Here is a 20361-nt window from a genome sequence, read left to right as displayed (position 1 = left end):
ATGCCCAGCTATGGCGGAATGAATATCTTCGGCATCTCGGTCACGATGACCACGACCGACCTGCAGAGGTCTCGTCAAGTCAATGAGTATTTCGGATTGGATGGGCTGGAGTTCATCGACGGAGGCCGCCGAGGTAGGCAGACCGAGGTGGTCGGGCTCCTCGTCGGCAACTCCGTGGCGTCGCTTCGCTCGGTCGAGGCGACATTTCGGTCGCTGAACGACGGGGTCGCGCGAACGCTGGTGGACAGCGCGTCCAATTCCTGGGACGGGGTCTGCCTCGACGCATTCCGCCCCACCGGTCGCGTGCTCCGCTCCGTTCAAGGTTATTACCTGCAGCCCTACTGGGCCCGCCTCTTGCACCTGAGGTGACCCCTCCATGATCCTTCCGACCGCCGTGATCGACCTGGCCCTCGACCAGGCCGGTGGAGACCTTATCGTCTCCTGGTCGTCGCAGTCTCCGCCCGGGGCCTTGTTCCAGGTCTATCTCGATCGTCGGCTGGTCTGGCAGGGCCGCGGGCGCCGCTGCCAGGCCCCTTTACCCGCGGGGGGAGCGGGCAGGGTGTCCCGGGTCGACGTCGTTCAAGTCGACCCGTCTGACTTCAACCAGGACCTCTCGGGACAGCTCCCCTCCTCGCCGGGAACTAGCCCATGGGCCAGCCTGTCGTGGCTCGGGGGGACGTATCTCGACCCGAGCGGCCAGGATGACATCCGCGGATTCCGTATCTATGGATCGATGCGCCCGGGCCAGCCTGTCGACTTCACCAACCTCGTCGGCTCGGTACCGGCCTATCCGGGGGGCTGGGTCGCCGACGGTTTCGGCCTGGGCGGATTCGGCCAGGGGGGCTTCGGCCGGAGCGCGGGCCGTTATGCCTGGCAGAGCGAGCCGCTCGCATCGGGCGTCTGGTCGTTCGCGATCGTCCCCTACGACCACTCCGGCGACGAGCGCGGTGTGCCCACGCCGGCGAGCGTGACGATCCAGGCCCCTCCCCGCCCGCCCGCCCGCGGCCTGGACGGGGGTTCGCTGACTTACATGTACACCGGTGCGGCCTCGCGAGTGGCCACACTGTCCTGGCAGCCGAGCCCATCGGCTTGACCGGAATCGAGGCCTCCGACCATGACGACCTTCACCGACAATGTCCGGCTTCAGAAACCGGCCTTCGCCGACCGCAACTGGCACGACGCTTTGAATGCCAACGCCGACCGACTGGATCGGTCCGCGGCCCTCGGGCACCTTGCCGTGGCTACGACCGAGGAGCCGAGCTCGTCCCTCCGAGTTCGCCTGACTCCCGGCGCTTACGCGGGGGCCGATGGTAGCCTCAAGACTTTCGCGGGCAGCAATTCGCTCGTACTCCCCGCGTCGTCGACCATCGCCATCTGGTTGGACTCGGCCGGGATTCCGGCATTCGGTGCACAATTTCCGACGACTTCGCACTGTCGACTGGCGACGGTCACCACGCTCGCCGCATCGGTTAGCTCGATCGTCGACGAGCGGGTCCAGTGTGCCACGGCATCCCCCTCCGGTGGGTTCCTGCCGACCGCCGGGGGCCAGCTGACGGGTGCCGTGTCGGTCAAAAATCCGACCGACTCGCTGCCGGTCCTGGCCGTCGACCCGATCGCACGTACTCTCTCATTCTTCGGGGCGACACCGGCCACCCAGGCTGCGACGCTGGCCGCCTTGATTGACGCAACGACCGGCGTGGCCGGAGCGACGGTTGCCAACGTCGGCACGACACATTCGCAGGTCATCTTGAATTCGAACTTCGCGTCCCTTGTGGCCGCGGTCAACGCCCTGGTCGCCGCGATGAAGCGGCACGGGCTGATGAACAGCTAACGAGAAGGGTCAGATGATGGCATCGTCGGGAACGATCGAGCAGTCCGGCGTGCCGCTGTCGCGGGGCGCCAACCGGGTCTGCGTCTTCCGGTATCGGCCGGGGGATGCGACCCCCTACGAGATCCTTCCGAACGTCCAGGTCGAGTCGATCCAGCTTGCCGCCGGCGCCGACCCCGGCCTGGCCATCTTGCGTTACGTCCTCGACCCTCTGGGGAATCCGGACGACCCCATCTCGTTCGAGCAGATCTTGAGCGTCGACGGCGGCCCCTCGGGGGTCGTCGCCAACGACGAGCGACTCGTCATCCTGACGGTCGACCCCGACGGCAATCCCTGCGTGCTCTTCGACGGATTCGCGCAGGTGCCCGAGCTTGTCTTAGGCCCAGTGCAGGAGTCGGTCACATTCGTCGTTCAGGGCGTGGCCGTACGCGAGTGGGATCAGCCGGTCGGCGGTGCCCTCATGAGAGACGCCAATGATCCCATCAACGGGGAGGATGTCGAGACCGACCTGGTCACGCACTTCAATCCCAAGGGCGAGCCTAATGCGACCCCGGACGGGGCCGATGCGAGCGACCCATCCGGCAATCGCTATTCGACCTTTCTCGATCCGGCGGTCATCAGGGACCCGGACCCGCGGCGGCCCTGGACCCTGTCCATGGCCGCCAGGTACCTCTGCTATCGTCAGAACGGGACACAGACGTATGTGAGCAATCCCGATAGCGATACGCTCGATGCCATGCTCCAGGTCAGGGTGTCGTCCAACGGCGCGACGCTCAACTCGTCCGATACACAGACTTATCGGAATCAATCAATTTTCGTCCCCGATGTCCCGGTGACGGGCAAGCCTTGGCCGATCGCCTTGCGCGACATCCTCGAGCCTCACGGCTTCGGCCTGATCTTTCGCACCGAAACGAGCGGCGATGGTACCCCCTGCACGTCGCTCGAGGTCATCCGGACCAACGACGACTCGGAGGCCAGCGTCAAGGATCTTGCCCTCCAACCCAGGGGCGGACTGTTCGATCCTGGCCTGACGAACCTGGCCAAGGCAAGGCTCTCTCGTGATACGTCGAATGTCGCGAATTCGTACACCGTCGAATCGGGCCTCGTGCGATACGAGGCCAGTTTCATCCTGGCTCCTGGGTTCGCGCTCGACCCTGCCGATGCCAACTCTGACGCCTCCCTCTCGCAGTTCGACCTGGGTGTGGGCAATCCTCTGAAGTATCGGCTGTTCGTCTTCGACGAGACGGGGGAAGGACACTGGAACTGGGCGACCTCGGCGATCGTCAAGACCGTGCCATCCTTGTCGGCCCTCTTCGGACGTGCCACCGGCTCGTCGAAAGGGTATGTCAGCCGCCGCAGGCCCCCGCTGGGCGACCTCTTCACGGTCGACGCAGAGCAGAGGCCATTGAGGGCGAAGCTTTCCATCTCGACCAACTATTCTGGGACTCAGCCGGGACTCTGGGACGGGACGGGGACCTGGCAGACGGTCGGCGGAGGATTCGAACTGCTCTCCGACCAACTCGGCGTCTGGATCAACGCCTCGAACCCCAACGCCTGGAACATCGGCGCATCGAAAGTACCCAACGCGCCATACCCCCTGGGGATGGTCCGGGGAATCGAGGACCTTAACGGATCGGCGTTTCGTCGATTTGTGCTGCGCCTGACCTGTGTCATCGAGGGAGATCGGACTGTTTCCGCCAACGCACCGAGGCGGCCGACGAGCCCGACCGCCTACACGATTACCAGGCGGATCGACGCTCGAGATCGGTTGGCCAAGCACGTCAAGGCGGCGAAGAGCGAGTTCAATCCCGGCTCAACCGCTGTCGTCGTTCGCGACGACACCAGGGCCGCCCTTACCGAGGCGGATGCGCGGCGGATGACGACCGAGGCGGGCGAGGTCTCCGGCCAGGTCATCATCCCTTACTTCACCAGGGCCTACCGGGTCGGCGACCGGATCCGGAGCATCCGAGGGCGAGAACTTTCGCTCAAGACGAACGCCGGCGCCCCCGCCGACGAGGGAGATTCCTACCCCATGGTCGTCGGCCTGACCTGGGACTTCCAGTCCGGGCAGAGGACGATCCTGAGGCTGTCAGACCAGCGAGGGACCGGCCGATGATAGACACTGACGAGTTGAGACGCCTCCGTATTCGTAATGCCGACCAGTCCGACAGGATGACTCGCCTCCGGCGCGATACGCTCCAGGGGATGCCCAGCGTGGTCGGCCGGACCAAGACGCTGGTCGCATATCCGACGTCGGCCTCTCGATTTTATGCGCTCGAGCCGCTCTTCGTGCTCGGGCAGGAGACGGAAGGGGGGCAGGGGAGCGTCACCGCGGCTCCGGCCACCTTTTTCGCCTACAACCTCGGCGCGGGAGTGCCCGCGTCGGGGACGACCGTGGTCGCAACCTTCACTGGGGCCCGCTGGGTTTTCCGCTATGATGGTTGATGACGATCGACGTCGCTTTCTCGCCGGAATCGACGCGAGGGCGGCGCAGGCTTCGAGGTTCCTTTCGCCATCGTCGTCGGGGCAGCCATCCTTCGTCGGCAGGGTCGTCGGCAAGCCGACGGTTCCGACCTCGATCGGATGCTACTTCAGCGTCAACCCGGTCTCGGTCAAGGGGCAGGAAGTGGAGTCGGGGACCGCCAGCCTCTCGGTGGATTCGTCGACGACGGTGCTGGTCTACGTCTGCGGGAGGACCGCCCCGATCCTGGGTGACGACCTGATCTGTCGATTCATCGGCAATCGATGGGTCGCCGAGAAGACCTCCGGCCAGCCGATCTCCGGGGCGCCAATCAAAATCGTCGGCTGCCCATGCTTGACGACGCCCGCGGTGCTCCAGATGGTCAGCAATCATCCCTCTGCCCAGAATGGCATGTTCCAGTCGACGCCGCTCGTCTACGGGCCGACACCACCGGTATTCCAGAGCCTCCAGATCCCCGACTCTATCCATCTGAGCCCGGGCACTTTCACCGACGCGATCACGGGCGACGCGTTCCGCTACTACCTTGCCTGCGAGCCAGGTGCATATCTGCTTCGGAGACTCTTCCCGACGACCACCTACGTCTCGCCGTATCAGGACGATATCCGCTATCGATGGTCGCTCTCTGCGGCGGGAAACGTCTGCTCGCCGATGATGCTCCTGAATGGCCGGGTTTACGACGGAGGCGACCCGACATCATCGGTAGTCGTGACCCAATGAAATGCGCTGAATGCCCCATCGGGGTCGGGGCCTGTCTGGGCGAGCCGATCCCTCGTCTCTGTGTGCTCGCGGCATCGCGGGGGGGAGATCCAGGGCGGTTCCTGGCCCCCCCGGCCTCGGCCGTCCTCCCCCGAATCGCCGAACCGATCGATCTCGGGATAATCCTCGCACGAATCGGTCGATGCCCAGATCGAGGGATGACGCTCCCTCATCCCGAGCAGCCCGGATGTGGGTGCTCGGAATTCAATGAGTGCAGCCGAGGTCGTGGTGAGAAGAGCGGCAGTGTCATTCTCAGGGACTGTATTGTCTGCACAATGACGTCGATTATCTCCGAGCGAGACTCGCTTATGGGCGGCTCTTGACGGCCCCCTCGCGCGCACAGACGAGGTTGGCCGGTGTGTCGCACCCTTCCGGCAACTCGGCCTCCTCGATGAGCATATTCGGGATGTCGTCCTGGATGCGGAATCGCGCCCCGCATCGTGTGCAGACGAGTTGATCTCCTTCGAGCTTCAGTGGGGCTTTACCCATCGGGCAAACGAGTAGCGACAGGAGTTGCTCATTAATCATGATCGTCGGCTCCGAAATGGCTCGAGGCCTGGGATGGGTTCGCGAACCGGTACGAGTCGCCCGTATTCTGGGGGCCCACCCTGGCAAAATCAGATCAATTCGTTCGACACCGGCACGGGCTGGGTGGGCTAAGCCCACCTAGCCCGTTTTTTCGTTAATCGAGTTCCAGGAGTTTGCGAATGGTGTGGTGCCGTGCGAGGCGGCTGGAGAATACCAGGAACTCGGCGAGGTTCTCGGGCGGATCTCCCAGGTGTGAGTCGCCCTCCTCGGCCTCGTCCGCGAGGCCCCGTGCCCCGACTTTGCGAGTCACAAGGTCGTACACACCGAAAACGACCTCGATCCTGGAATCGCCCTGCTGCGGATATTCTCGCCGGAGTGTGTGGGCGACCACAGCGGCGTTCAGCGTGACGGACATCTCGATCAGTGCATCGCGATACCCGGGCCTCTCGACCACCGAATCGCCCCAGATGCCGACTAACGTCTTCGCGGCCCCTTGGACCGTGGAGAGGAGACGATCGAGGATCGAGCGGAGGTGGTGGGAGTTCGAGTAAGAGAGGTAGTTCGCCGGCGCGAGGAACGTGTCGACGGCCGCCGTGATCGCGCCGCATCGGCTGTGGCCCAGGACGACGACAACCTTCAGGCTCTCGGCCAGCGTGCCGATCGCGTAGTCGATGCTCCCAAGGCACTCGCTGCCCAGGACATGGCCCGCCACCCGGACGACGAACATGTCATTGCACGACTGGTGGAAAATCAACTCGGTCGGCACCCTCGCGTCGGAGCATCCCAGCACGACCGCGAAGGGCGAGTGCAGTGGGGCCGTCCCGTCCGCGGGCGCGACGCCCAACTCTTCGAGGTCGATGGGGACGATCCGCGTCGTCGTCGACTCATCACCCTTGTCGAATTCGACCATCTGGGCGAATTCGCGGTTGCCCTGCTCCAGCATCCGGCGGGCATCCGCGGCGTCGACCGGCAAGAGTCGCTCGAGCCCCCAGCGTGGGTCGTACCGGTAGATGATGTCCAGCATGGTCGTGATGTGCCCTCGACGCTCAACTCTCGCCCGGATCGCGCACGATGGTACTCGCGAGACCCCGTGAATACCATCGACGGCGCAGGGAAAGGGACCGTTGGGGGCACGGACTCGGCTCGCGGAGAAGAAAGAGCGCGAGGAGTATGCTGGCGGTCGAGCGGTGCTGCCGTTATACTGACCGGACGTGCCGAAGGCGCATCGACCTGTCACGGCGTTGCACGGCAGATCAGAGACCCATCCGCGCCCGCAGGGAATGCACCCGGCCCAGGTCATGGCGAGACGCCGGGCTAAGCGAGCGGAGATGGTGGCCCCGTATCGATCGGCCGGGCTTCTGCGATGATGACGCGGCCCATCCTATCGGTCGACCGGGCCCGAAGTCCGATCGCGCAGGCGGGCCGCCGGTCGCGTGTCGCCATCGATCCAGGAGTTCAGTCCGCTCATGATCATTTACGTCGGGAACCTCGATTACGCAATGACTTCGGACGACCTCCGGGCCCTCTTCGAGCCTTTTGGCGCGGTGACGTTCGCTGAAGTGCAGGTCAAATCCCGCACCGGCCAGTCCCGCGGCTTCGGCCTGGTCGAGATGGCTAATGGCGATGAGGCCCAGGCTGCCATCACGGCCCTGAATAATAGCGATCATCGCGATCGAGCCTTGAAGGTCAACGAGTCCCGCCCTCGCCGGACTGTCCGCGACATGTATGCGGGCGGCGGCTGGTACGGTGTCGGCGGCTGAGCCGGATCGGGATCGGTCCTGGTTCGCCGAGTCGTCCGCGGAAATCCCCGAGGTTGGGGCGAGATTGCGGCCGGCATCGTTTCTGGTGTCGTCGGCTTCGTCATAAAACCTCGGGGGCTTTCACCCGAGGCCCCAGCCTCGATATTCCCATCCCCTCTCCCGTGCAAGGCGCGACGTGACGTCCATGGCGAACACCGATCGGGATCGCAGCCTTGCCGTATTTATCGACCTGGAAAACCTCGCCATGGGTTTCCAGAATCAGCGCAAGACCAAATTCGAGATCCAGAAGGTCCTCGAACGGCTGGTCGAGAAGGGCAAGCTGATCGTCAAGAAGGCCTACGCCGACTGGAGTCGGTATCAGGCCTATACGGCCCCCTTCCACGAGGCGGCCATTGAGCTCATCGAGATCCCCAAGCGGAGCCAGACCGGCAAGAACTCGGCCGACATCCGCCTGGTTGTCGATGCCATGGACTTGGCCTGGTCCAAGCCACACGTGGATACGTTCGTCATCGTCTCCGGCGACAGCGACTTCTCGCCGCTCGTCTCCAAGCTCAAGGAGAACGGCAAGCACGTCATCGGCCTGGGCATGAAGGGCTCGACCTCTGAACTGCTCCGGGACAATTGCGACGAGTTCATCTATTACGAAGACCTCGAGCGCCAGGAGCAAGACGACCAGCAGCTCGTCACGAACCTCTACGCCGACTTGCCCGAGCGCAAACGCGAGCTCTATTCGCTGATGATCGATGCCTGCAGCGCCCTGAGGCGTGAGAATCACGAGTTCCTGTACGCGTCGATGATCAAGGACACCATGAAGCGGAAGAAGCCGTCCTTCGACGAGAGCTACTACGGCTTCCGCAGCTTCACCCACATGCTCGAGGCTGCCGACAACGAGGGCGTCATCGACATCGAGCGCAATCACAAGAGCGGCACCTACGTCGTGACCCGCTTCGGCGAGCGCGAAAGCCCCAAGCCCTCTCTCTCGCCCAGGCAAGGGCAGCCGCAGGCTCGCAAGACTCACTGAAGCCCGCCGAAGGGGCTGAGATCGTCGGAGACAGCCCTGGGCCCCGCCCCAGCATCGCCCGGCAGCAACGCCGGGGACGATGAAATCTCGGGAGGTCGTCCTCCCGCCCCGTGGACGAACGCGGATTCGGTCGGGTTTGCCCCACATGCCGGGCATTTTCGATTGACGGCCGGACCCGGCACTGGCGAAGGTCGTCGCTGGGTTTCACCCGGCGAGGTCGGCGACCACCCCGGCCGACCTTGACAGCATCGGCCAGTCGGATAGATTCGGACCTGCCGGAGTCAGTCCGGGCTGCCCGTCTCTTCACCTCGACGCACCTCCTCCGACCTTGAAACGAGCTGGCCTTGCCTGGCGATCTGGCGTCTCCAATCCCATTGCATCGGCCCGTCCTGCTCGATGAGGTCGTCGCCTGGCTGGCGCCCCGCGAGGGTGCCGTCCTGGTCGACGGGACCGTCGGGGCCGGGGGGCATGCTGCGGCCCTTGCGGCCTTGGTCGGCCCGACCGGCCTTGTGATCGGTCTGGACCGTGACCCGGAGATGCTCGCACTGGCCGAAGCCTCGACGCTCGGCCTCCCCGTCAATCTCGTCCGGTCCGCCTATTCCGATGTCGGCAAGGTCCTCGATGACCTCCAGATCGATCAGGTCGACGGCATTCTTCTCGACCTGGGGCTCTCCTCCGACCAGCTCGCCTGGACAGATCGGGGCTTCAGCTTCGGGGCAGACGGTCCGCTCGACATGCGATTCGGCCCCGACATCAGGCAGACGGCCGCCGACCTGGTCAACGAACTCTCGGCCGACGAACTGGCAGACCTCTTCTTCCAGTATGGGGAAGAGCGGCACAGCCGACGGATCGCGAAGCGGATTGTCGAGGTCAGGCGTATCGAGCCGTTCAAGACCAGCGTCCAGCTGGCCGATGTCGTCCGCAAGAGCGTTCCGGGGAAGTGGGGCCCGATCGACCCCGCCACCCGAGTCTTCCAGGCCCTCAGGATCGCCGTCAACGACGAACTGGGACACTTGGAGTCCGTGCTGGCACAACTCCCCGACTTGCTCAAGGCCGGGGGCCGCGCCGCGATCATCAGCTTCCACTCGCTGGAAGACCGGCGGGTCAAGGAAGCCTTCCGGGACGACCGCGACCTGATCCCTTTGACTCGGAAGCCCGTCACCGCGACGCCCGAGGAACTGGCCGCCAACCCCCGGTCTCGCAGCGCTAAACTGAGGGCCGCCGAGCGATGTCCGAATCTCATTGGACCTCCGACGCCACCGAGCCTCCGCATGACGGCGGGTCGGATCGGCCGTTGAACGATCACGAGTCCCAGGCGCCGCTCGACTCGTTCGGCTCCGGGCTAGGCACGCCGATCGACTCCGACCTGGCTCAATCGCACGACGTCGCGGTCTCCTCGGCCGACCGTCTCCCCGACGCCGACCTTCCCGAGGTCGACGCTCCGCCCTCGCGGGGGCGACTGAGCCTGGGCCGACTCACCCTGCCCGGCCGATGGGAGACGCGGGTCGGCATCGCTTCGCTCCTCTCGTTCCTGGTCCTCGTCACGGTGCTGGTGATCAACCGGAAGAAGGGCGACGTCCCGACGCACCCCCGGGGGGCGCCAACGGTCAAGAAGAAATCCGACGGATCGCCGATCGAGGTCGCCGCCCTCGACAAGGTGAACCGCCAGCCATCGAACGACCCTCCGCCGATCATGAGCCTTGCGGTAGAGGGCACTGCCAATCTCGAGGAGGCGCCGACCCCTCCGCCGACTCCGGTCGCATCCAACGAGACGGCACCGACCGATTCCGCCAAGGCCGAGGCCGTCGACGCGGGGCTTCCGACCCTTCCGCCCGATGACGAGAAGGACCCTGTGGCCGCGACGCCCGCCGTTGCTCCGCCGGTGGCTGCGAACTCGCCCACGGAACCCGGCATGAATCCGCCGGAACCGCCCGCACCTCCGGTGCCGGTGCCCGCGCCGACCGATCCCCTGGCCGGTGCGCTCCCGGTGGCTTCGGAAGCGCCGCCGGTGCCCGTTTTGCCGCCCGTCGCCGAGGCGAATCCTCTGCCCGCCGAACCCGAGCCCGCGGCCGTGACGGCCTTGCCGACGCCCGAACAAGCCGGACAGCCGGCCCCTCCTGCCCCTGCGGAGGTGCCGCCTGCGCCGAGCCAGCAAGTCACCTCCACGCTCCCCGAGGTCGAGACGCCGGCCGCAGCTCCGGCTCTCGCTACAACCACGCCTCCTCCCGCCGCTGCGCCCGAGGTGAAGGCCAGCCCTCAACCCGAGGCGATTGCGCCGAAGCCCTCCGCCGACGTTCCCGTCTTCACGTTGACACCGGCATCGACCGAGCCGGTCGCCCTCCCTGCGCGCGCCTCCATCGAGCCCAAGGGGCCCTGGGTGACGCTGCCCAACGCGAAGAATCGCCTGATCGGTGCGGCCGGCGGCGGTGTCATCATCGCCGGCTCGGCCACCTCGCTCGCTGAATCCTCGGACGACCTGAAGAAGGAGCGCGTCCAACCGATCCACCATCTCGTGCGTGGTGGCGACAGCTTCGACTCGATCTCGCAGAACTATTATGGATCGGGCCGGTTCTCGAGGGCCCTCTGGTCGGCCAACCGGTCGAAGGTCCCTCGGCCCGGCGAGTTGACTGAAGGCCAGACGATCCTGATCCCCCCGCCGGAGCAGCTCGACCGGTCGCTGATCGTCCCAGCGGGCAAGCCGTTGGCGCAGGCGGGCGGCGCGGCCAGGCCGGTGACCAAGACGAAGCGAGTCGCGTCCGCGACACAGGCGACCGACGAGGCGATCGCCCTGCCCATCGCTCCTCCCAGGCCCCGGTCCGCGGCCGTTCTCCAGGGAGACCGCGACCCGATCGACCCGCAATATCAGGAGGAGTATCCCCGATATCGCGTCCGGGCTTATGACACGCTTCGAAGCATCGCCAAGAAGAAGCTCGGCGACTCGCATCGCGCGGCCGAGATCATCGACCTGAATCGCGATCTTCTGGGCGACGACGTCCGTGTTGTCGCCGGCCAGGTGATCAAGCTCCCCGAGGATGCACGCGACCGGTAAGCCGTGTCCGGGACATGCCTTGGTGGTCGACTTTGCAAGACTTCCGCGGATTTTCGGATCTTGACCGTCGGCCAGGGCGCTCCTACCATCGGATCCGGACGGCGGAACGGAACTCGCGGAGGTCGCACGACGCGTGTCGGTGTGGCCGATGGCGGGAGGTCCGCCCGAGGACTCCCGGTCATGTCGGATGTGCCCCGCCAGTACCTGAAGGCGCATCACGCCGAGCACATCCAATCGCTCGCCCGCCTGGTTCAGATTGCCAGCGTCAGCAACGACGGCCAGCATCAGGCCGAGATCGACCTTTCGGCAGAGCTGGTCGCCTCGATGATGGAGTCGGCCGGGCTTCAGAACATCCAGACCCTCCGGTCTGAGGGATCCAATCCCTACGTCTTCGGCGAGTGGCTTGGGGCCCCAGGGGCTCCCACCGTCCTCCTTTACTCGCACCACGACGTCCAGCCGATTAACTTCGCCGACCAGTGGCTCTCTCCTCCTTTGGAGCTGACGCCACGCGGGGGAAGGCTCTACGGCCGCGGCAGTTGCGACGACAAGGGGGGCGTCGTCGCTCAGATCGCCGCGATCGCCGCATTCCTGAAGTCCGACGGTCGGCTCCCGGTCAACGTGAAGGTGATTATCGAAGGGGAAGAGGAGGTCGGCTCGCCCAACCTGCTCAGCTTCTTCAAGGCCAACCGCGACCTGCTCCGGTCCGACCTGATGGTCGTCACCGACACCGAGAACATCAAGACCGGCACGCCGTCGATCACGTACTCGCTCCGCGGCGTCCTCTCGATGCTCGTCGAGGTCGAGAGCGCGACGGCGCCGTCGCACAGCGGATTCGTCGGCGGCGGCCTGGCCGACGCCGCCATCGCCCTGAATGTCGTCCTCTCACGCCTCTTCTGGGGCGAGGGCCCGATCCCGATCCCTCATTACAACGACCGCGTTCGGCCCCTGACCGAAGCCGAACGCGCGACGATCCGCGGGATCGGCTGGGACGAGGAACAGGTCCGGCGCGACTTCGGCGTCCTGCCGGGCGTCCAGCTCGGCGTCCCCCAGGGCCTGGATTGGTACGAGGCGACCTGGCGCAGGCCGGCCATCAGCGTCATCGCCCAGGAGGCATCCTCAATCGGGGCTGCCTCAAACCAGGTGCTTCCCAGGGCTTCGGCCGTGGTCTCGTGCCGGATCGTCCCCGACCAGGAACCGGCCGAGGCGTTCGAGCAGGTCCGCGATTACCTCACGGCCAACCCCCCGTGGGGAACTCGGGTGAGCGTGACCCAGCGAGACAAGCCCGCCTCGTGGTGGATCACCGACCCGACCGGCCCGGCCTTCACCGCCGCGCTCGACGCCCTCCGGCAGGGCTACCAGAAAGAGCCGGTGCCGATCGGCGCCGGCGGCACCATCGGCTTCGTCGGGCCGGTCGCGGAATTGCTCGGCAACGTCCCCGCGCTCCTGCTCGGCATCTCCGACGCCCAGAGCAACCCCCACGCCCCCAATGAGAGCCTGCACGAAGGGGATTGGGTCAAGCTGATGACCTCGATCACCCACCTCTTCGAGAACCTGGCGGCCCTGCCCGAAGGGACTTTCAGGCCCAAGGCCTGATTCGTTCGGGTGCGGATTCGAGGCTGGATGCGGGCCCGGGGTTGCGACCGGGCCCGCCGCCGTTTCAGGATAGGGTCGGCTCGGCCGGCTGGCCGTTGAGTTCGCCGGAGTATTCCTGCGCCTGCTCCTCGACGAAGACGCCGATGCGCCGGAACTTGGCGTAACGTTGGTCGAGGAGCTGGTCGCGGGGCAGGTCCTTCAACTCTCGGATCGAGCGGATGAGGTACGACTTCAGCGACGCGGCCGCCTCGCGATGGTCGCGATGGGCACCCCCGATGGGCTCGGCGATGACCTCGTCGACGACGCCCATGGCGAGCAGGTCCTTGCCCGTCATTTTCAGGGCCCGTGCCGCCTTGTCGGCGTGCTTGGCGTCTTTCCAGAGGATCGTGGCGCACCCTTCGGGGCTGATGACGGAGTAATAGGCGTGCTCCAGCATCGCCACGCGGTCGCCCACGCCGATGCCGATCGCCCCGCCGGAGCCCCCTTCGCCGATCACGACGCAGACGATTGGCGTCTCCAGCTGGCTCATCTCCATCAGGTTCTCGGCGATGATCGCGGCCACGCCACGCTCCTCGGCGGCGATCCCCGGGTAGGCCCCCGGGGTGTCGATGAACGTGACGATGGGCAGGCCGAACTTGGCGGCCATGCGCATCTTGACCATCGCCTTGCGGTAGCCTTCGGGGTGGGCGCAGCCGAAGTTGCAGCTGGTGCGCTCGACCAGGTTCTTCCCTTTCTGGTGGCCGACGAACATCACCTTGGCGTCGCCCAAGTGGGCCAGGCCGGTGACCATCGCCATGTCATTGCCGATGGCACGGTCGCCGTGCAGCTCGACGAATCGGTCGAAGATCAGCTCCAGGTAATCGCGGGTCTGGGGGCGGTTCTGGTGCCTCGAGACCTGCACCGTCTGCCAGGGGTCGAGGTTGGAGTAGACGGTCTTCTTGAAGCTGAGCAGCTCGCGCCTCATCCGGCGGATCTGCTCGGTGGCCTCCGCCGAGAGCGTCTCCTGGCCGGTCTTGGTCCTGGCGTACATCGACTCCATCTCGCCGAGGCGGGCTTCCATCTCGTAGATGGGGGCCTCGAACGGGAGTCTGTGTTCGTTCTTCGTCGACATCGAAAGGGCCTCATCCTTGCCGCGCCGGGGTCGCTCGTTCGGCGGGCCCGGTTCGGTCGCTCTCTCAGTACATCCCCAGGCCGATGGGCTGGGGCATCGGGTCGTCCTGGAAGATCCGGATCTTGGCGAACCGGGACAGGAAGGTGCGAAGGTCGGGGGGCCTGGCTGCCGGGTTCTTCTCGATCATCGACATCACGAGCTCGGAGTATTCGCGCGTGATGGCCGGATTGTGGTTCGTCGGGGGCATCGGCATGCTGTGAACGTGCTTGCTCAGCAGTTCCTGGTCGCTGTTCGCCCGGAACGGCTGGCGTCCGCAGGCGATCTCGTAGCAGGTGATGCCGAAGCTGTAGATATCGGCCGTGGGGGCCGGCGGCTCGCGGCGGATCTGCTCGGGAGACATGTAGCTCTTGGTCCCCTGCCGGGGGGGCTTGCCGCCGAACAGCTTGCCCAGGCCCGATGGGATGCGCCGTGCCAGCGCATAGTCGATGACCCGGACCTCGCCCGCCTTGTTGACCAGGATATTCTCGGGCTTCACGTCCCGGTGGACCCAACCCTTGTCGTGGATGTAGCCCAACCCGGCCGCCGCCTGCTCGATGATCCGGTGTAGCTGCGTCTTGGGCAGCGGATAGACGCTCGGCCGGGCGATCGGCAGCCTCAGCTGGTACGACGACGGGAAGTAATCCATCACGAAGTAGGCGCCCTCCGGGTCCTTGACGAACTCGTGGACCCGGATCAGGTTCGGGTGGCGGAACTCGGTCCCCAGCCTGGCCTCGAACGCCAGGTTGCGGCGCTCGTCGGCGTCGCCCGCGCGAGACGGCAGGAGCTGCTTCATGACGAACCGCTTGCCGGTCGCCTGCTGCTCGACCTCCATGACGGACGTCGCCTGACCGATGAGCATGGTGCGGACGACCTTATAGCCGCCGATCCACTCTTCGTTGGAGACGCTTGCATTCATCGCCATGGACGACCTCACGATCCGGGGGATCGGCACCGAACGTCGCGGGATCCGCACTCGCCGGGACCGGGTCTCCCCTTCAACGAATTTTAACCGAGACCGATCCCGCAGACAACGCATGCCAGGCGGGGCGGGCCGCGTCGGAAGACCAACCGCCAAATTACTACGGCGCAGGATCGGGGTTGTGTCGTACTTCGCCCCATTTCGATGCGTTCAGCCCCTTCCTGGACTTTCCGGGAAGATGATCGCAGTCAAATGGCCAGACCTTGCAGCCGCACCTCAGCATCGAAGCTTCGCGGCGACCTTGTACTTGACAAAATCGATTGACATGGTGATTATCTCGCACTCTTCGGCGAAAATTGTCGGCAACGCCCTTACGAGTTAGCCGAGCCGGGTCGTGGGCATCAGGAGTCGGGTCATGCGAGCGGATTCGCGAGCAGGCGGTTGGCGGCGGGGATTTACCCTCATTGAGTTGTTGGTTGTCATCTCGATCATCGCGGTCCTGATCGCGCTACTGTTGCCCGCGGTGCAATCGGCGAGGGAAGCAGCTCGCCGCATCCATTGCGTCAACAATCTCAAGCAACTCGGGCTGTCCTTGCACACTTACCACGACGTCAACAATCGATTTCCGATGGGTTCCCAGGGCCTGAATCCGCTGACGGGGCTCTACCCCGCGGGATACTATCGACACCCGTTCGTCGTGTCGCTCCTCCCTTATTACGAACAACTCACCCTGTTCAACTCCTACAACTTCGCCGTGGCGCTTTTCGAGGACCCCGCGAACGACACGACACGGATGATGCGGATCAACGTTTACGATTGCCCGTCCGACGCGCAGGTCTACTTCGCCAGGCCGAACCAGGCGCCGATCGACGTGAAGGGAAGCTACGGGCCGAACTGGGGTCGGAACAACCTACTCGTTCAGGGGGCGGTCGGGTCGGCGGTTTCAGCGACCGGGGCATCGCCCTTTTTCCTGAGCTACGGGGCATCGCTCGCGGAGATCACCGACGGGACGACGAACACGTTGGCGATGCTCGAGATGCTTCAGACCACGACACCGGTCGCCCTGTCCCCGGGGAGTGCGACCCAGGTGCTCGACCGGCGAGGGCGGATCTGGAACGACGGCGGGGGCTGCTATCAGGTGACGACGAAGCAGGGGCCCAACAGCCGCCTCCCGGATCTGAGTGCCTGCGGCGACGATCCCGGCCGGAATGCCCCGTGCGTCAACAACCCGGGGGCCTTCTCCATCCAGTTCATCACCTCGCGTAGCCGGCACCCCGGGGGTGTGAACTCGCTCCTGTGCGACGGCGCGGTCCGGTTCGTCAAGAACTCGGTCAACCTCGAAGTTTGGGGCGGGCTGAGTTCCAGGGCGGGCGGGGAGATCATCTCGGCGGACGCCTACTGAACCGGCCGATTCGCCGCGAGATCGGGAAGGTGCGAGGCCCGCGACGCCGTGATGGACTGGGAGTTTGATCATGTTTGGATTTCGAGCCGGGCTCCTCGCCGCGATGGGGCTGGCCACGCTGCCCGCCCTCGGCTGTGGGGGCACGGAGTGGGAAGCGGCAAGGCGACCCGTCTCGGGCGCCGTCAAGCTCGACGGAGAACCGCTTGCGACGGGGACGATCGGGTTCGTGCCGCTCCGCGAGGGGCCCGGAGCGGTAGGACAGGTCGTCGACGGGGCGTACTCCATACCCGAGTCGGCCGGGCCTGGCCTCGGACCCTACCGCGTCGAGATCAACAGCATCCAGGCGACGAATGAACAAGTCTACGATCCGGTCGAACTTCAGAAGGTCGACAAGGTCAAGGATCTGGTGCCGGCGGAGTATAACGCCGACTCCCGGCTGAACGTCGAGATCAAGGCCGACGATGAGAACTCCTTCGATTTCGACCTGAAAGTCCCGAAGAGGCGGCCCCCGGCCAGCACGCGGACCCGAAGCCTCCAGTCCCGATGAGATCCCGAAAGGCACACTCGATGTCGCGATCCTTGACGGCCTCGCTTGCACTCGTGATCGCCGCTGCGTCCGCGGGCCGGGCGTTGTCCGCTCCGCCGGCGGCCCCGGCCAGGCCGAACGTCGTGTTCATCCTCGCCGACGACCTCGGATACTCGGACCTCGGCAGCTACGGCGGTGAAATCAGCACGCCGAACCTCGACCGGCTGGCGGCGAATGGGGTTCGGTTCAGCCAGTTCTACAACACAGGGCGGTGCTGGCCCTCCCGGGCAGCCCTGCTGACCGGCTACTACGCCCAGCAGGTCAACCGCGACCCGGCCGGGCGACGTCCGGCCTGGGGGGCATTGCTCCCTGAATTGCTGAGGCCCGTCGGCTATCGCTCGTATCACTCCGGGAAGTGGCATGTGGACGGGCCGGTCCTCGCCGGCGGGTTCGATCGGTCTTATCTCGTGGCCGATCAGGACCGTTTCTTCAGCCCTCGAGACCATCAGCTCGATGACCGGCCGCTCCCGCAGCCCGGGCCGGCAGATGCGTATTACGCCACCACGGCCATTGGGGGCCACGCGGTGGAATGGCTGGCCGATCACCGAACGAACCACAAAACGTCGCCTTTCTTCCTCTACCTCGCGTTCACCGCTCCCCACTTTCCCGTCCAGGCCCTGCCGGAAGATATCGATCGGTACCGATCCAGGTACACCGCCGGTTGGGACGTCATCCGCGAGGCTCGTTGGAAGCGCCAGCGCGAGTCGGGGCTGCTCGATACGAAGCTCTCGGCCCGTGACCCGAAGACGATCCCCGGGTGGAACCTCAAGGAGGCGGAACTCCGGCGCCGGATCGGAGCAGGGGAGGTCGGATACGCCGTCGCCTGGTCATCGCTCACCCAGGAGCAGAAAGACCTCCAGTCGCTGAAGATGGCGATCCACGCCGCGATGGTCGACCGCCTCGACCGGGAGGTCGGCCGGGTGATCACCCAGCTCGAGACGATGGGGGTCCTCGACGACACCTTGATCCTGTTCGCCTCCGACAACGGTGCAAGCGCCGAGCAGATCATTCGTGGCGACGAGCATGATCAGGCCGCCCCACCGGGATCGGCACGCACCTACCTTTCGCTCGGGCCGGGATGGTCGACGGCGGCCAACACGCCGTTCCGCCTCCACAAGTCCTGGAACCACGAGGGGGGAATCGCGACGCCATTGATTGCCCACTGGCCTTCGAGGATCAAGGATCGTGGCAAGGTGCGAACGTCTCCGGGACACCTCGTCGACATTGTGCCGACCATCCTGGAACTCGCCGGCGTCGCCCCCCCCGAACGCTGGAGCGGCGAGCCCCGCCCCCTGTTGCCGGGTCGGAGCCTGGTTCCCGCGCTTGACGGCGATGCCATCGTGAGCCGTGAGTTCCTGTACTTCCGACACGAGAAGAACCGTGGCCTCAGGGCGGGCGACTGGAAAATCGTCGGAGCCGGCGAGAACTCCCCGTGGGAGCTTTATGACCTCTCGGTCGATCGCTCGGAGACGACCAATCTGGCGGCACAGCGTCCCGAGAAGCTCCAGGAATTGATCAACCTTTGGAGGAGCAGGGACGAGGAGTTTCGCAAGCAAGGCGCGACCGCACCGCGGGGGGAATCTCCCTTGAAATGAGGGACGATCGATCCCTTGACCATGGGGCAGGTCTCCCGAATCTGCGAGACGATCGCACCCAAGTCAGCCGGCAAGGAACGTCTCGACTCGACCGGATGTTCTGGACGTTCGTGCCGGCCGACGCATTGGCTGGCCGGCCGAGCGATCCGAACAAAAGCCAGGTCGGATGGCGTGCACCGCTTGGGCAAGGGGTTTCATGGGCGTTACGGCCGGGGGCTACGGATTCGGAAATTCATACCACGACCGAACGCCCGATCAGCATGGCCGAATCGCATGAAGGAAGATGCATGAAATGCACTCCCTCACGATTCAGGCCGCATCGTGCTCGGCCCCGACCCGGAACCCGGCCGCCCGGGGCATCTGGAGCGAAGCCGGCCCGACCTGCTCCTCGAACCCGGCTTCCTCGCGCGGGGTCGTCATCACGTCCAGGATCGTCGGCAGGCCGCGGTCATTGGAGAATGTCCCGTAAACCTCGACCACTTTCTCCTGATACTCGGCGTGGCCCGTTTTCAAAAGCGCATGCAGCCGACGGAGCCGGAAGTGAGGGATGGCCGGGAAGAGGTGGTGCGTCACGTGGACGTCCTGTCCATAGACGAAGACCGCCCAGCGAGTGAACGGGTCGGCGTTGAAGATCCTCGAGTTCGTCAGCCGCCCGTCGTCGGCGTTGCCGTGCTGGTACGTGTCCCGCAGCAGCATGAAGAACGAGAAGCTCGTGCCCAGCGGGACGAGCCAGAGCGCGACGAAGTACACGGCCGACCGCCCGTCGGTGGCGATCCGCAAGTCAAACAGGACGAGTTGCGCGAGGATGTAGTAAGAGATCCGGACCGCGCCCGCGAAGCGCGCCGAGTACGCTTGCCGGAAGGGCGAGTGAAAGGTCCAGCGAGTCGGCACCAGGTAGCAGCCCAAAACCCCGATGGCAATGGCCGCAAGGGTGGACGGGACCATGAGCTCGGACCGTCCTGTCATGGCCAGGAACTGCGTCCAGACGCTGAATGCCAGGATGAAGGCGAAGCCGAGGACGGTCCCCACCCTCGGACGGTCGCTGTCTCCGTCGCCGCCGGGGGTCCGCTTCATGTAGACGTTGCCCCCCTTTCCCAGCGAATTCACGTGGAAATAAGCCCACTGGAACTTGGGGAAGGAGAGCGGGCCCAGAAGCGCCCGCAAGTAATAATTGCGCACGAACCGGCCACGAGGCATGGGCAGGTCGTGGATCTGCTTTCCCTCGCCCATGTTCACCAGGTCCGGGTCGTGCTCCGGGTCGTTGGTGTACTGATGGTGGGCCATGTGGAACAGGCGATAGAAGTGGATCGTGGTGACCAGCGGGAACATGAAGAAGAGGTCGGCCACCAGGTCGTTGGCGAACTTGTTGTGCAGCAGCGTGTAATGCGAGGCCTCGTGCCCCAGGCCCGCCAGCCGATGCTGGATCGCGCCGACGAGGACGATGGCGATCGCGAAGACAGGGACGTTCCAGGCCCAGGCCAGTCCCCACCCCGCGCGCAGCTCGGCGAACGCGATCGCCCCGCCGAGGACCGTCGCCAGCGTGAGATACTCGGCCGCCAGGAAGGCCAGATTCGTCAGGTTATCAACCCGCCTCAGGGGCCGGATCTGCTGCTGGAGGGCCGTCTGGTCGAAGCTGGGTCGACAGCTCATCACGCTCATCAGCAAAATCCCCCCGACACCGTCCCCTCGACT

Annotated in this window: 19 protein-coding genes; 14 read left to right on the top strand and 5 right to left on the bottom strand. The window is 65.4% G+C overall.

What is annotated here, in order from left to right; all coding sequences use genetic code 11:
* The 6 genes from EP7_RS26345 to EP7_RS26320 are packed head-to-tail and all read left to right on the top strand — an operon-like array spanning position 1 to position 5027.
* Entirely contained in the window at positions 1 to 369 is a 369-nt protein-coding gene (locus EP7_RS26345; protein WP_463525232.1) for a hypothetical protein, read from the top strand.
* 7 nt (positions 370 to 376) lie between these two features.
* Positions 377 to 1093 (top strand): hypothetical protein, encoded by a 717-nt coding sequence (locus EP7_RS26340; RefSeq protein WP_463525231.1) that lies wholly within the window; start codon positions 377 to 379, stop codon positions 1091 to 1093.
* Positions 1094 to 1114: 21 nt separating this feature from the next.
* Positions 1115 to 1831, top strand: coding sequence for a hypothetical protein (locus EP7_RS26335; protein ID WP_463525230.1), 717 nt, complete (start codon positions 1115 to 1117; stop codon positions 1829 to 1831).
* 16 nt (positions 1832 to 1847) lie between these two features.
* Positions 1848 to 3944: a hypothetical protein gene (locus EP7_RS26330; RefSeq protein WP_463525229.1), complete on the top strand. Its 2097-nt coding sequence runs from the start codon at positions 1848 to 1850 to the stop codon at positions 3942 to 3944.
* Positions 3945 to 4000: 56 nt separating this feature from the next.
* The gene (locus tag EP7_RS26325; RefSeq protein WP_463525228.1) at positions 4001 to 4273 is read left to right on the top strand and encodes a hypothetical protein; all 273 of its coding nucleotides are present in this window, start codon (positions 4001 to 4003) and stop codon (positions 4271 to 4273) included.
* Positions 4266 to 5027: a hypothetical protein gene (locus tag EP7_RS26320; protein WP_463525227.1), complete on the top strand. Its 762-nt coding sequence runs from the start codon at positions 4266 to 4268 to the stop codon at positions 5025 to 5027. Before EP7_RS26325 ends, EP7_RS26320 begins: the two co-directional genes overlap by 8 nt.
* Positions 5028 to 5372: 345 nt before the next feature.
* On the opposite strand, the gene EP7_RS26315 is transcribed toward EP7_RS26320, so the two are convergent.
* A complete protein-coding gene (locus EP7_RS26315) occupies positions 5373 to 5594 on the bottom strand; it encodes a Trm112 family protein (protein WP_463525226.1) in 222 nt (73 codons plus the stop codon).
* 154 nt (positions 5595 to 5748) lie between these two features.
* A complete protein-coding gene (locus tag EP7_RS26310) occupies positions 5749 to 6618 on the bottom strand; it encodes a carbonic anhydrase (protein WP_463525225.1) in 870 nt (289 codons plus the stop codon).
* A gap of 442 nt (positions 6619 to 7060) precedes the next feature.
* Between EP7_RS26310 and EP7_RS26305 the strand changes: the two genes are divergently transcribed.
* From EP7_RS26305 to EP7_RS26285, 5 genes are all read left to right on the top strand, one after another.
* Positions 7061 to 7354, top strand: coding sequence for an RNA recognition motif domain-containing protein (locus tag EP7_RS26305; protein WP_463525224.1), 294 nt, complete (start codon positions 7061 to 7063; stop codon positions 7352 to 7354).
* Positions 7355 to 7538: 184 nt separating this feature from the next.
* Positions 7539 to 8375: an NYN domain-containing protein gene (locus tag EP7_RS26300; RefSeq protein WP_463525223.1), complete on the top strand. Its 837-nt coding sequence runs from the start codon at positions 7539 to 7541 to the stop codon at positions 8373 to 8375.
* A gap of 344 nt (positions 8376 to 8719) precedes the next feature.
* Positions 8720 to 9673, top strand: a complete 954-nt coding sequence (gene rsmH, locus EP7_RS26295) for a 16S rRNA (cytosine(1402)-N(4))-methyltransferase RsmH (protein ID WP_463525221.1) — start codon at positions 8720 to 8722, stop codon at positions 9671 to 9673.
* Entirely contained in the window at positions 9670 to 11424 is a 1755-nt protein-coding gene (locus tag EP7_RS26290; RefSeq protein WP_463525219.1) for a LysM peptidoglycan-binding domain-containing protein, read from the top strand. The genes rsmH and EP7_RS26290 overlap by 4 nt, the downstream gene beginning before the upstream one ends.
* 180 nt (positions 11425 to 11604) lie before the next feature.
* A complete protein-coding gene (locus tag EP7_RS26285; RefSeq protein WP_463525218.1) occupies positions 11605 to 13017 on the top strand; it encodes a M20/M25/M40 family metallo-hydrolase in 1413 nt (470 codons plus the stop codon).
* Positions 13018 to 13081: 64 nt separating this feature from the next.
* Here EP7_RS26285 and EP7_RS26280 read toward each other — a convergent pair whose 3' ends face one another.
* Together EP7_RS26280 and EP7_RS26275 are read right to left on the bottom strand one after the other, a co-directional pair.
* Positions 13082 to 14128 carry an acetyl-CoA carboxylase carboxyltransferase subunit alpha gene (locus tag EP7_RS26280; protein WP_463525217.1) on the bottom strand — a complete coding sequence of 349 codons (1047 nt, stop codon included), beginning with the start codon at positions 14126 to 14128 and terminating at the stop codon, positions 13082 to 13084.
* Between the two features lie 64 nt (positions 14129 to 14192).
* A complete protein-coding gene (locus EP7_RS26275; protein WP_463525216.1) occupies positions 14193 to 15089 on the bottom strand; it encodes a serine/threonine protein kinase in 897 nt (298 codons plus the stop codon).
* A gap of 412 nt (positions 15090 to 15501) precedes the next feature.
* Between EP7_RS26275 and EP7_RS26270 the strand changes: the two genes are divergently transcribed.
* From EP7_RS26270 to EP7_RS26260, 3 genes are all read left to right on the top strand, one after another.
* The gene (locus tag EP7_RS26270) at positions 15502 to 16488 is read left to right on the top strand and encodes a DUF1559 family PulG-like putative transporter (protein ID WP_463525215.1); all 987 of its coding nucleotides are present in this window, start codon (positions 15502 to 15504) and stop codon (positions 16486 to 16488) included.
* Positions 16489 to 16558: 70 nt separating this feature from the next.
* Complete coding sequence (locus EP7_RS26265; protein WP_463525214.1) at positions 16559 to 17035, top strand: hypothetical protein; 477 nt, start codon at positions 16559 to 16561, stop codon at positions 17033 to 17035.
* Between the two features lie 20 nt (positions 17036 to 17055).
* The gene (locus EP7_RS26260) at positions 17056 to 18669 is read left to right on the top strand and encodes an arylsulfatase (protein WP_463525213.1); all 1614 of its coding nucleotides are present in this window, start codon (positions 17056 to 17058) and stop codon (positions 18667 to 18669) included.
* Positions 18670 to 18978: 309 nt separating this feature from the next.
* On the opposite strand, the gene EP7_RS26255 is transcribed toward EP7_RS26260, so the two are convergent.
* Positions 18979 to 20328 (bottom strand): fatty acid desaturase family protein, encoded by a 1350-nt coding sequence (locus tag EP7_RS26255; protein WP_463525212.1) that lies wholly within the window; start codon positions 20326 to 20328, stop codon positions 18979 to 18981.
* Positions 20329 to 20361: the final 33 nt, after the last annotated feature.

This window comes from Isosphaeraceae bacterium EP7 (genome assembly GCA_038400315.1).
GTDB lineage: Bacteria > Planctomycetota > Planctomycetia > Isosphaerales > Isosphaeraceae > EP7.
The sequence above is the reverse complement of the archived record's forward strand: the minus strand, read 5'-3'. Positions and strand labels throughout refer to the sequence as shown.